Source organism: Escherichia sp. UTM R2, from assembly GCF_048593455.1.
Classification (GTDB): domain Bacteria; phylum Pseudomonadota; class Gammaproteobacteria; order Enterobacterales; family Enterobacteriaceae; genus Escherichia; species Escherichia coli.
On the sequence record NZ_JBFWDY010000002.1, the window covers coordinates 4,027,579 to 4,040,192 of the forward strand.

Genomic DNA, 12,614 nt, shown 5'->3' on the forward strand with positions numbered 1-12,614 from the left:
TAAATACGCCCGTAAAAACTCGTCTTTTGCAGGATTTTAGCTTGTTTCATGGCTTAAACGTCATTTATTCTCTTGAGTCGTCGAAATCGTCGCTAAGATAATTATACTCAACGGATTCACCTCTCAGATTTTGTTCTGACGTGCCAATGCCGTAATAACGTTAAGATTAACACGAAGTCATCGCAACAGCGGACATGAGTTACGAAAGCTTGCAATTCTATCTGTAGCCACCGCCGTTGTCTTTAAGATTCAGGAGCGTAGTGCATGGAGTTTAGTGTAAAAAGCGGTAGCCCGGAGAAACAGCGGAGTGCCTGCATCGTCGTGGGCGTCTTCGAACCACGTCGCCTTTCTCCGATTGCAGAACAGCTCGATAAAATCAGCGATGGGTACATCAGCGCCCTGCTACGTCGGGGCGAACTGGAAGGAAAACCGGGGCAGACATTGTTGCTGCACCATGTTCCGAATGTACTTTCCGAGCGAATTCTCCTTATTGGTTGCGGCAAAGAACGTGAGCTGGATGAGCGTCAGTACAAGCAGGTTATTCAGAAAACCATTAATACGCTGAATGATACTGGCTCAATGGAAGCGGTCTGCTTTCTGACTGAACTGCACGTTAAAGGCCGTAACAACTACTGGAAAGTGCGTCAGGCTGTCGAGACGGCAAAAGAGACGCTCTACAGTTTCGATCAGCTGAAAACGAACAAGAGCGAACCGCGTCGTCCGCTGCGTAAAATGGTGTTCAACGTGCCGACCCGCCGTGAACTGACCAGCGGTGAGCGCGCGATCCAGCACGGTCTGGCGATTGCCGCCGGGATTAAAGCAGCGAAAGATCTCGGCAATATGCCGCCGAATATCTGTAACGCCGCTTACCTCGCTTCACAAGCGCGCCAGCTGGCTGACAGCTACAGCAAGAATGTCATCACCCGCGTTATCGGCGAACAGCAGATGAAAGAGCTGGGGATGCATTCCTATCTGGCGGTCGGTCAGGGTTCGCAAAACGAATCGCTGATGTCCGTGATTGAGTACAAAGGCAACGCGTCGGAAGATGCACGCCCAATCGTGCTGGTGGGTAAAGGTTTAACCTTCGACTCCGGCGGTATCTCCATCAAGCCTTCAGAAGGCATGGATGAGATGAAGTACGATATGTGCGGTGCGGCAGCGGTTTACGGCGTGATGCGGATGGTCGCGGAGCTACAACTGCCGATTAACGTTATCGGCGTGTTGGCAGGCTGCGAAAACATGCCTGGCGGACGAGCCTATCGTCCGGGCGATGTGTTAACCACCATGTCCGGTCAAACTGTTGAAGTGCTGAACACCGACGCCGAAGGCCGTCTGGTACTGTGCGACGTGTTAACTTACGTTGAGCGGTTTGAGCCGGAAGCGGTGATTGACGTGGCGACACTGACCGGTGCCTGCGTGATCGCGCTGGGTCATCACATTACCGGTCTGATGGCGAACCATAATCCGCTGGCCCATGAACTGATTGCCGCGTCTGAACAATCCGGTGACCGCGCATGGCGCTTACCGCTGGGTGACGAGTATCAGGAACAACTGGAGTCCAATTTTGCCGATATGGCGAACATTGGCGGTCGTCCTGGTGGGGCGATTACCGCAGGTTGCTTCCTGTCACGCTTTACCCGTAAGTACAACTGGGCGCACCTGGATATCGCCGGTACCGCCTGGCGTTCTGGTAAAGCAAAAGGCGCCACCGGTCGTCCGGTAGCGTTGCTGGCACAGTTCCTGTTAAACCGCGCTGGGTTTAACGGCGAAGAGTAAGTTTGCGTTTTACCCTCACCCTAACCCTCTCCCTAAGGGAGAGGGAACCGATCGAGCGCAATAGAAATTCATTGCTCATCTTTTAGGGTGAGGAATGCAGCAATATTTAAATCCACCACAAGAAGCCCCATTTATGAAAAACGCGACGTTCTACCTTCTGGACAATGACACCACCGTCGATGGCTTAAGCGCCGTTGAGCAGCTGGTGTGTGAAATTGCCGCAGAACGTTGGCGCAGTGGTAAGCGCGTGCTCATCGCCTGTGAAGATGAAAAGCAGGCTTACCGGCTGGATGAAGCCCTGTGGGCGCGTCCGGCAGAAAGCTTTGTTCCGCATAATTTAGCGGGAGAAGGACCGCGCGGCGGTGCGCCGGTGGAGATCGCCTGGCCGCAAAAACGCAGCAGCAGCCCGCGCGATATATTGATTAGTCTGCGAACAAGCTTTGCAGATTTTGCCACCGCTTTCACAGAAGTGGTAGACTTCGTTCCTTATGAAGATTCTCTGAAACAACTGGCGCGCGAACGCTATAAAGCCTACCGCGTGGCTGGTTTCAACCTGAATACGGCAACCTGGAAATAATGGAAAAGACATATAACCCACAAGATATCGAACAGCCGCTTTACGAGCACTGGGAAAAGCAGGGCTACTTTAAGCCTAATGGCGATGAAAGCCAGGAAAGTTTCTGCATCATGATCCCGCCGCCGAACGTCACCGGCAGTTTGCATATGGGTCACGCCTTCCAGCAAACCATCATGGATACCATGATCCGCTATCAGCGCATGCAGGGCAAAAACACCCTGTGGCAGGTCGGTACTGACCACGCCGGGATCGCTACCCAGATGGTCGTTGAGCGCAAGATTGCCGCAGAAGAAGGTAAAACCCGTCACGACTACGGCCGCGAAGCTTTCATCGACAAAATCTGGGAATGGAAAGCGGAATCCGGCGGCACCATTACCCGTCAGATGCGCCGTCTCGGCAACTCCGTGGACTGGGAGCGTGAACGCTTCACCATGGACGAAGGCCTGTCCAATGCGGTGAAAGAAGTTTTCGTTCGTCTGTATAAAGAAGACCTGATTTACCGTGGCAAGCGCCTGGTAAACTGGGACCCGAAACTGCGCACCGCTATCTCTGACCTGGAAGTGGAAAACCGCGAATCGAAAGGTTCGATGTGGCACATCCGCTATCCGCTGGCTGACGGCGCGAAAACCGCAGACGGTAAAGATTATCTGGTGGTTGCGACTACCCGTCCGGAAACCCTGCTGGGCGATACTGGCGTAGCCGTTAACCCGGAAGATCCGCGTTACAAAGATCTGATTGGCAAATATGTCATTCTGCCGCTGGTTAACCGTCGTATTCCGATCGTTGGCGACGAACACGCCGACATGGAAAAAGGCACCGGCTGCGTGAAAATCACTCCGGCGCACGACTTTAACGACTATGAAGTGGGTAAACGTCACGCGCTGCCGATGATCAACATCCTGACCTTTGACGGCGATATCCGTGAAAGTGCCCAGGTGTTCGATACCAAAGGTAACGAATCTGACGTTTATTCCAGCGAGATCCCCGCAGAATTCCAGAAACTGGAGCGTTTTGCTGCACGTAAAGCGGTCGTTGCTGCGGTTGACGCACTCGGCCTGCTGGAAGAAATTAAACCACATGACCTGACCGTTCCTTATGGCGACCGTGGTGGCGTGGTCATCGAACCGATGCTGACCGACCAGTGGTACGTGCGTGCCGATGTCCTGGCGAAACCGGCAGTTGAAGCGGTTGAGAACGGCGACATTCAGTTCGTACCGAAGCAGTACGAAAACATGTACTTCTCCTGGATGCGCGATATTCAGGACTGGTGTATCTCTCGTCAGTTGTGGTGGGGTCACCGTATCCCGGCATGGTATGACGAAGCGGGTAACGTTTATGTTGGCCGCAACGAAGACGAAGTGCGTAAAGAAAATAACCTCGGTGCTGATGTTGTCCTGCGTCAGGACGAAGACGTTCTCGACACCTGGTTCTCTTCTGCGCTGTGGACCTTCTCTACCCTTGGCTGGCCGGAAAACACCGACGCCCTGCGTCAGTTCCACCCAACCAGCGTGATGGTATCTGGTTTCGACATCATCTTCTTCTGGATTGCCCGCATGATCATGATGACCATGCACTTCATCAAAGATGAAAATGGCAAACCGCAGGTGCCGTTCCACACTGTTTACATGACCGGTCTGATTCGTGACGACGAAGGCCAGAAGATGTCCAAATCCAAGGGTAACGTTATCGACCCACTGGATATGGTTGACGGTATTTCGCTGCCAGAACTGCTGGAAAAACGCACCGGCAATATGATGCAGCCACAGCTGGCGGACAAAATCCGTAAGCGCACCGAGAAGCAGTTCCCGAACGGTATTGAACCGCACGGTACTGACGCGCTGCGCTTCACCCTGGCGGCACTGGCGTCTACCGGTCGTGACATCAACTGGGATATGAAGCGCCTGGAAGGTTACCGTAACTTCTGTAACAAGCTGTGGAACGCCAGCCGCTTTGTGCTGATGAACACAGAAGGTCAGGATTGCGGCTTCAACGGCGGCGAAATGACGCTGTCGCTGGCGGACCGCTGGATTCTGGCGGAGTTCAACCAGACCATCAAAGCGTACCGCGAAGCGCTGGACAGCTTCCGCTTCGATATCGCCGCAGGCATTCTGTATGAGTTCACCTGGAACCAGTTCTGTGACTGGTATCTCGAGCTGACCAAGCCGGTAATGAACGGTGGCACCGAAGCAGAACTGCGCGGTACTCGCCATACGCTGGTGACTGTACTGGAAGGTCTGCTGCGCCTCGCGCATCCGATCATTCCGTTCATCACCGAAACCATCTGGCAGCGTGTGAAAGTACTTTGCGGTATCACTGCCGACACCATCATGCTGCAGCCGTTCCCGCAGTACGATGCATCTCAGGTTGATGAAGCCGCACTGGCCGACACCGAGTGGCTGAAGCAGGCGATCGTTGCGGTACGTAACATCCGTGCAGAAATGAACATCGCGCCGGGCAAACCGCTGGAGCTGCTACTGCGTGGTTGCAGCGCGGATGCAGAACGTCGCGTAAATGAAAACCGTGGCTTCCTGCAAACCCTGGCGCGTCTGGAAAGTATCACCGTGCTGCCTGCCGATGACAAAGGTCCGGTTTCCGTTACTAAGATCATCGACGGTGCAGAGCTGCTGATCCCGATGGCTGGCCTCATCAACAAAGAAGATGAGCTGGCGCGTCTGGCGAAAGAAGTGGCGAAGATTGAAGGTGAAATCAGCCGTATCGAGAACAAGCTGGCGAATGAAGGCTTTGTCGCCCGCGCACCGGAAGCGGTCATCGCGAAAGAGCGTGAAAAGCTGGAAGGCTATGCAGAAGCGAAAGCGAAGCTGATTGAACAGCAGGCTGTTATCGCCGCGCTGTAATCAAAACACAGTAATGAAAACGAAGGCCGGAGCATGCTCCGGCCTTTTTTATCTCTTACAGAAATGGTAAAGAAGGCATAATTCCCCGTGAAATCCTGGCTAAGAAGCCTTTATCTGGTTGTTCTTCTTTATTGATTAAAGGAAGGTCATCCAAATCGCCCAGCAAATACGTATTTTTTGCCTGCCAGTCAATCATCCATATTTTCAGCAGTGGATAAGCCAGACCGCCCGTAATCCCGGATATCACCACCAACGCACACATGCGATAAAGCATACCGTGGTACGTTAAAGTTGAGCGAAAACGAATACGCCCATCATTCAGTGACAGGTTGCTCATAAAATGATTTCGCAACGACACCGTTAAATAACTGGTGCTAACAGCAATCCCAAAATAATAGATTAACTGCGCGATTATCATTTTACGTTGCATTTCCATAAATTGCTGTAAATTCTCAATATCATCATTTGCATACACAGAACTATCATACGCATTTAATATTTGATCGAAGATAATATAACCAGCAACAGCGAGAAAAGGTAATAAAGCTAAAAATGCGAGAATGGCATATTTTATACAATACGTAGTATCTAATTTCACCTTGAAACGATGTATACCGAAACTGGTATTGCTCCAGAGAAAACTCATTACCAGGCTATATAAAGTACCATTAAAAATACCAATGGAAACAATACCAACTATTGCCATCAGAACCACAGATATAATAACACTACTTGAACTATTGGCATGTAGCATCTTTGTCGAGATAAAGAAAACAGTCCCCATCCCAATGGCCATTAAAATCGGCAAGAAAAAGGTTACCCACCAGAACCCTTTCAAAGAGCAATTAAAACTAAATCTTACGCCGTTGAGACTGGTCATCAAGGCCTGATAACGCAGTCCTTTTGCTGCCATAAATATAAGCAAAACCAACAGTGACAAAGTCAAAACACAGCCAACAAGCGGCATATCTGCTGACACTGTCATTAAGATTGCGAAATAGCAAAAAACAAAAACAAGACAACTAACAAAAACATTCCCACCAGTAATTCCATAAGAAAATCGTTGTCCGTTAACTTCCATATTAGCATAGAGATAACGCTTACATTTCATTAATGCCCATGGCAAATAGATACCTAGCGTTATAATCGTTAACAACACATTCACCACACAAATAAGAAAATATCTCTCACCTGTACCATGAAAAACAAACGAATGGGACGGAACATCCATTTCATTAATAACTTGAGCCATAAAAATTCCCTGAATTAAAAAATCCATTGATATAATTTATATATACAGACAGTAAAATGTTCTGCCACGTTACAATACTCTTATCAGTAATAGGCTGGCAAAAACTTTATTACTTTATAAGTCGCTTGCGCACGTAAGAAGAGAGTGGTATTAAACAAATGTATAATTACTTTATTTTTATTGGGTTAAACTATGAATAACATTGCGCCGCAATCACCTGTAATGCGTCGCCTGACGCAGCAGGATAATCCCGCCATCGCCCGCGTCATTCGTCAGGTATCCGCCGAATACGGTCTTACCGCTGATAAAGGCTACACCGTCGCCGATCCGAACCTGGACGAGTTGTATCAAGTGTATAGTCAGCCGGGTCATGCATATTGGGTGGTTGAGTACGATGGTGAAGTGGTCGGCGGCGGTGGGATTGCGCCATTAACCGGGAGTGAGTCGGACATTTGCGAACTGCAGAAGATGTATTTTCTTCCGGCTATTCGCGGTAAAGGGCTGGCGAAAAAACTGGCCTTAATGGCGATGGAGCAGGCACGAGAGATGGGCTTCAAACGCTGCTATCTGGAAACGACCGCTTTTTTGAAAGAAGCGATTGGTTTGTATGAACATTTAGGTTTTCAACATATCGACTATGCACTTGGCTGCACGGGCCATGTAGATTGTGAAGTGCGGATGCTACGCGAACTCTAAAAAAATGCCCGCTAGTGTGTGCTATCGGGCATTTTAATCAATTAATTAGTGGCGAACCCCGTCATCGTCTTCATCGACAAAATCTTCATCGTCGCCGTCTTCGCCGTTAGGATCTTCAAAGTAAGTGCCCCAACCGTCGTACTCAACGTCAAATTTCTCCGCCAGCGTCATCAGTTGTTCAACCTGGGCATCGATCAGATCGGCATTCAACGCGCACTCGCTGAGGATGTCGCAGCAAATCACGATATCACCATCTTCAACTTCCAGCTCTTCTGGATCGGTCACTTCGTAACCGAGTTTAAACGCTTCAACTGCTGCTTTTTCCAGGGTTTCCAGATCGTCTGCGGAAAGATGGTGTTCGATGGTGTACAGCGCGTCCGGATCGCTGCCATCTTCCAGTAATTCTTCAATAATCAAACGTGTTTCTTCACGCTGTTCTTCCAGTTGTTCCGGGTTTGCCATGGCTCATTCCTCTTAATGTCCTGCCGATACTCTTATTGTCACACACCACTGACATTGCCTCCACCTTTGTGACAAAGATTTATGCTTTAGACTTGCAAATGAATAATCATCCATATAAATTGAATTTTAATTCATTGAGGCGTTAGCCACAGGAGGGATCTATGTCCAGGTTTTATCATAAGCATTTCCTGAAATTACTCGATTTCACGCCAGCTGAACTCAACAGCCTGCTGCAGTTAGCCGCGAAACTGAAAGCCGATAAGAAAAGCGGCAAAGAAGAAGCCAAACTCACTGGTAAAAACATCGCGCTCATCTTCGAAAAAGACTCGACCCGTACCCGATGCTCTTTCGAAGTTGCCGCATATGACCAGGGTGCTCGCGTTACTTATCTCGGCCCAAGCGGCAGTCAGATTGGTCATAAAGAGTCGATTAAAGACACTGCCCGCGTGCTGGGTCGCATGTATGACGGTATTCAGTATCGCGGCTATGGTCAGGAGATTGTCGAAACACTGGCGGAATACGCTGGCGTGCCGGTATGGAACGGCCTGACCAATGAGTTTCACCCCACGCAGTTGCTGGCGGATCTCCTCACCATGCAGGAGCATTTACCCGGTAAAGCATTCAACGAAATGACGCTGGTCTATGCAGGTGACGCACGTAACAACATGGGCAATTCGATGCTCGAAGCTGCGGCGCTTACCGGTCTGGATTTGCGTCTGGTCGCGCCACAGGCATGCTGGCCGGAAGCTGCGCTGGTTACGGAATGCCGCGCCCTGGCACAGCAAAATGGCGGGAATATTACGCTGACGGAAGATGTAGCCAAAGGAGTTGAAGGTGCTGACTTTATCTATACCGATGTATGGGTGTCGATGGGGGAAGCAAAAGAGAAATGGGCAGAACGGATTGCATTACTGCGTGATTATCAGGTGAACAGCAAGATGATGCAGTTGACCGGTAACCCGGAGGTCAAATTCCTCCACTGCCTGCCCGCGTTTCATGACGACCAGACGACGCTTGGTAAGAAAATGGCGGAAGAGTTTGGCCTACATGGCGGAATGGAAGTGACTGATGAGGTCTTCGAATCTGCCGCCAGCATTGTTTTTGATCAGGCGGAAAACCGCATGCATACCATCAAAGCGGTGATGGTCGCGACGCTCAGTAAATAATTGATATCGCTATAAAGATGCCGGAAAATACAAAAACATCCCGGCATCACATTATTTTATGCAGTAATAGTTCAATTATTCCATCCATATTTTTCTATTGCTATACGTAAATCTTCCGGAGGATTTTCATCATTCTTGTTCTAATTTTTAATTCATTAACCATCTTTTCTTCAAAAATCTTAACGACATAACCCGGATTGTTTTTTACAATTTCATTTGTTTTTTCTTCATTACCATAAACATATCCTAACTCATTAAGATACAGCTGTTCTCCCTCATAATCTTTAAGTAATTGATAGAAATACCACTTAGCAAAATCAGGTTGCTTCATGAAAAAATCCTTCAAAAAAAAATATCATTTACTAAAATGCTGACAGGCACTTCATTAAATAGCAACTTAACATCATCAAATAACCTTAGTATTAAGCGTGATTTTTCTTGATTGCTTAAGTTAAAATCATTGACATATGCAACCAACTTATCCCAAATCAATTCCTGTAATTTACGGCTATTTTTATAGTGTTCTTTATCGAGATTGAAAAATAAGGTCTCAGCTATTTTAATTTTAGATTGATCGCAGCTAAAATCTTTAGATTGATCGCGGCTAAAATCAATATGATTTATCACGGAGCATGCATACTTTATCTTTTCAGAATCACCAAAATATTGCATTCTTTTATTAAAACACCAATCCAGTATTCTTACATCATTAATATATGGGAATTTTAAAAAAGTCTCCAGAATCGAATCAATGACCGGTGTAAGGTTAACTTTTGCATCATCTAAGGAATCAATAAGAATATGAGACAGGTTAACTTTGATGTCATTAATTTCATTGTCAGTAGCTTTCTTATTATTAAGAAGATAATTATTTACTGCGTTAAGGTCATCTATTTCTTTCAGTATCCCTTTTTCACCAAGCAAGTATGAAATCGATTCATTACATACATAAGGCATTAATAGCAGATGTTCTTTCCTTATTGCTAATAATGCATTATTCAATGGTTTTTCTAATAAATCCGTAATCGTAGAATCAACTGAATCTTTACAACTCACCTGCGAGTTATTCAAGTCCTGAGAATTATTTAACTCCTGCGGAATATTTAATAGACGAGCTATTTCCTTGTTAGCTTCGCGTTGGTAACACGCCAGAATCTTGTTAGTAATCAGGTGTAATGAACTCTCATCTTTTCTTTCAAAGGACTTCCCTTCATAACGATTAGTCGAACCATCAGGTTGTGGAAATATAATGACTGTATGTCCTTGACGAGTCCCCATAGTAGTGATAGTGGAAAGTGAAATTTCTATAATCACCTTGGGTGAATCCGCTCGCTCACCTTCAGGATTATTCATAACAAACTGCATTATTTCACTGCCATCATTATTTTTGATATAAGATGAGGACTCAATATGAGCCATCATATTTCTACCCGCTTCGTTGGAGCGTTTGCTAAAATCCACATAACCCAGGGTAAATATTTTTACCAAAAACTCCAAAAATGTCTTAGAATCAAGGATATTTCTTGTGTTATCCTGCCCCTCGGCAATTCGGGCAAAATTATTCATTCCAACACGCCAGGTATTTAAAACTTCACTTTTTTGTTTAAAATTGTCGGCTAATGTAATGTGTTGAGAATAATTCAAATCTGATATTTTGCTCATGACGGACTCCTTGAGTTAATAAGAACGTCTAAGCATTACAAATTCTACTCACAAAAAAATATCAAAAAACGCTCTTTTCACAAACTCGCCGTAAACCTGGAGTTATTTACGGCGAAAAGTCATCACGCCATCAGCATCTTCACTACTGCTTTGCGAACCTGGGCTGGCGCGCCCACTGCGCACAGCGGTTTATGCACTTCCCCCGGATAAAACACAACAAAATCACCTTCATTAAGGATAACTGTTTTCTCATCAACGCCTTCCGGCAAAAATGCGATGTCTTTATCAGCTAACCAGTCGGTATCCGGCGTGCCTGCAGGTTGCGTGCTGAAGGTCATGCCTTCCTGACCTTTTAACACAATCTGAATGTCGAGATAGCGGGCATGGTACTCCGCACGGCGGGCTTCGTACGGCTCGGTCATATCTTCCGAGATAAGATAAAACAGACGATTGCCTTCGATATCGTGCTTACCCTTTGGCGTTTCTGCCGTAACGTGCGCTTTGATATGCTCAATCGCCTGGCGTAACTCTTGGGGTAGCCACGGCTGAAGATTATGAATATTTCCGATGATCATCTTTTCCACTCCTTAATTAAAACAATGTTTCATTTCTATCGTTATACGAAAAGATGATCAATTCCGCTAGCCTTAACGCGTGAATTATTGTCTTATCACAACTTATCGGCAGGCGCGTTCCCGCCTTTCGGGTCAAGGTCAGCATCACTCCTCGAGAATAGTTTTTATCGCTTCCCCCGCCAGTACAGCTGTTGCACAAAGTTGTTCGATGGAGTGCCCCTCCCGTGCCTTCGCAGAAAGCCCTGACATCACGGTACTCATAAAATCAGTCAGACATTGTGCGCTTTGTGGATGCCGCCTGGCGATATAGTCATAAATGGTCGTTTCTGCGGCGTGATAATATTGAACGGCAATATCACGCGCTTGTGGATCATGACTATGAATACCTTCAAGAACCATACAGCCAGCGCAGCCGCCGTTTTGGCTATATCTGCGCGCCGCTTCTTTTAATACCTCAACCAGGCACTCGCCTACCGGACGATCATCACGAAGAATATCGGCAAGCGGAATAGCTTCCGTACCGACATATTCATTGAGTACACGGCTAAATAAACCAGCTTTACTGCCAAAAGCCGCGTAGAGGCTCGGGGGGTTAATACCAATATAATCAGTAACTTCAGCAACACTGACAGCATCGAAACCTTTTTGGTGAAAAAGCACTTTTGCCGCAGAGACTGCCTGCTCAGGAGCGAAACGTCTGGGACGACCTGGAACGCGAGATTGTTTTTTAGTGACCATTACAAAACTTGTTGACAGAAAGTTAAAACAGTTTTGTAATGCATGTTACATAATAAATCAAGGAGTCCTTATGGGCGCTTTTACAGGTAAGACAGTTCTCATCCTCGGTGGCAGCCGTGGAATCGGTGCCGCTATCGTACGTCGTTTCGTCACCGATGGGGCCAATGTACGATTCACCTATGCGGGGTCGAAAGATGCCGCTGAACACCTGGCACAAGAGACTGGAGCGACAGCAGTATTCACAGATAGTGCTGACAGAGACGCTGTCATTGATGTCGTTCGTAAGAGTGGCGCATTGGATATTCTGGTAGTAAATGCAGGTATTGGCGTCTTTGGCGATGCCCTGGAATTAAATGCCGACGATATTGATCGCCTTTTCAAAATCAATATTCATGCTCCTTATCATGCCTCTGTTGAAGCCGCCCGGCAGATGCCCGAAGGCGGGCGCATCTTAATCATCGGCTCCGTGAATGGCGATCGTATGCCTGTTGCAGGCATGGCTGCTTATGCCGCCAGCAAATCTGCCCTGCAAGGCATGGCGCGCGGGCTGGCCCGTGATTTTGGACCGCGTGGGATCACCATCAACGTCGTCCAGCCAGGGCCAATTGATACCGATGCTAATCCCGCCAACGGGCCAATGCGCGATATGTTGCATAGTTTTATGGCCATCAAAAGACATGGGCAACCGGAAGAGGTCGCTGGTATGGTCGCATGGTTAGCAGGGCCAGAAGCCAGTTTTGTTACCGGCGCGATGCATACCATTGATGGCGCGTTTGGCGCATAACCGACTACGCTCAATTAAGCCCAGCCATTATCCATGATGTCTGGGTTTTGTTTACTCACGTCGTCCGCTAA

At 47.6% G+C, this 12,614-nt stretch carries 11 protein-coding genes and 1 pseudogene; 6 read left to right on the forward strand and 6 right to left on the reverse strand.

Annotated elements, in window-relative coordinates; all coding sequences use genetic code 11:
• Nucleotides 1-60: 60 nt before the first annotated feature.
• The gene (gene ytgA, locus AB4H76_RS20305) at nucleotides 61-111 is read right to left on the reverse strand and encodes a protein YtgA (RefSeq protein ID WP_211180521.1); all 51 of its coding nucleotides are present in this window, start codon (nucleotides 109-111) and stop codon (nucleotides 61-63) included.
• A gap of 153 nt (nucleotides 112-264) precedes the next feature.
• Between ytgA and pepA the strand changes: the two genes are divergently transcribed.
• From pepA to valS, 3 genes are all read left to right on the forward strand, one after another.
• Entirely contained in the window at nucleotides 265-1,776 is a 1,512-nt protein-coding gene (gene pepA, locus AB4H76_RS20310; RefSeq protein ID WP_000397144.1) for a leucyl aminopeptidase, read from the forward strand.
• 133 nt (nucleotides 1,777-1,909) lie between these two features.
• On the forward strand, nucleotides 1,910-2,353 hold the full coding sequence (gene holC / locus AB4H76_RS20315; protein WP_000786399.1) for a DNA polymerase III subunit chi: 444 nt from the start codon (nucleotides 1,910-1,912) through the stop codon (nucleotides 2,351-2,353).
• Complete coding sequence (valS, locus tag AB4H76_RS20320; protein ID WP_000416392.1) at nucleotides 2,353-5,208, forward strand: valine--tRNA ligase; 2,856 nt, start codon at nucleotides 2,353-2,355, stop codon at nucleotides 5,206-5,208. Before holC ends, valS begins: the two co-directional genes overlap by 1 nt.
• A gap of 55 nt (nucleotides 5,209-5,263) precedes the next feature.
• On the opposite strand, the gene AB4H76_RS20325 is transcribed toward valS, so the two are convergent.
• Nucleotides 5,264-6,460 carry a YjgN family protein gene (locus tag AB4H76_RS20325; RefSeq protein WP_000079644.1) on the reverse strand — a complete coding sequence of 399 codons (1,197 nt, stop codon included), beginning with the start codon at nucleotides 6,458-6,460 and terminating at the stop codon, nucleotides 5,264-5,266.
• Nucleotides 6,461-6,652: 192 nt separating this feature from the next.
• Between AB4H76_RS20325 and AB4H76_RS20330 the strand changes: the two genes are divergently transcribed.
• The gene (locus tag AB4H76_RS20330) at nucleotides 6,653-7,156 is read left to right on the forward strand and encodes a GNAT family N-acetyltransferase (RefSeq protein ID WP_001059422.1); all 504 of its coding nucleotides are present in this window, start codon (nucleotides 6,653-6,655) and stop codon (nucleotides 7,154-7,156) included.
• Nucleotides 7,157-7,201: 45 nt separating this feature from the next.
• Here the strand turns inward: AB4H76_RS20330 and rraB are convergent, their stop codons facing one another.
• Complete coding sequence (gene rraB, locus AB4H76_RS20335; RefSeq protein WP_000002953.1) at nucleotides 7,202-7,618, reverse strand: ribonuclease E inhibitor RraB; 417 nt, start codon at nucleotides 7,616-7,618, stop codon at nucleotides 7,202-7,204.
• 161 nt (nucleotides 7,619-7,779) lie between these two features.
• Between rraB and argF the strand changes: the two genes are divergently transcribed.
• Nucleotides 7,780-8,784: an ornithine carbamoyltransferase gene (gene argF, locus AB4H76_RS20340; protein ID WP_000086237.1), complete on the forward strand. Its 1,005-nt coding sequence runs from the start codon at nucleotides 7,780-7,782 to the stop codon at nucleotides 8,782-8,784.
• Between the two features lie 71 nt (nucleotides 8,785-8,855).
• Here the strand turns inward: argF and AB4H76_RS20345 are convergent.
• The 3 genes and pseudogenes from AB4H76_RS20345 to AB4H76_RS20355 form a co-directional block, all read right to left on the reverse strand.
• Nucleotides 8,856-10,446, reverse strand: a pseudogene (locus AB4H76_RS20345) (DNA-binding protein).
• A gap of 122 nt (nucleotides 10,447-10,568) precedes the next feature.
• Entirely contained in the window at nucleotides 10,569-11,021 is a 453-nt protein-coding gene (gene tabA / locus AB4H76_RS20350; protein ID WP_000583470.1) for a toxin-antitoxin biofilm protein TabA, read from the reverse strand.
• Nucleotides 11,022-11,165: 144 nt separating this feature from the next.
• The gene (locus AB4H76_RS20355) at nucleotides 11,166-11,759 is read right to left on the reverse strand and encodes a TetR/AcrR family transcriptional regulator (RefSeq protein WP_032257108.1); all 594 of its coding nucleotides are present in this window, start codon (nucleotides 11,757-11,759) and stop codon (nucleotides 11,166-11,168) included.
• 70 nt (nucleotides 11,760-11,829) lie between these two features.
• On the opposite strand from AB4H76_RS20355, the gene bdcA reads away from it, so the two are divergent.
• Nucleotides 11,830-12,543: an SDR family oxidoreductase gene (gene bdcA, locus AB4H76_RS20360; RefSeq protein ID WP_000500686.1), complete on the forward strand. Its 714-nt coding sequence runs from the start codon at nucleotides 11,830-11,832 to the stop codon at nucleotides 12,541-12,543.
• Nucleotides 12,544-12,614: the final 71 nt, after the last annotated feature.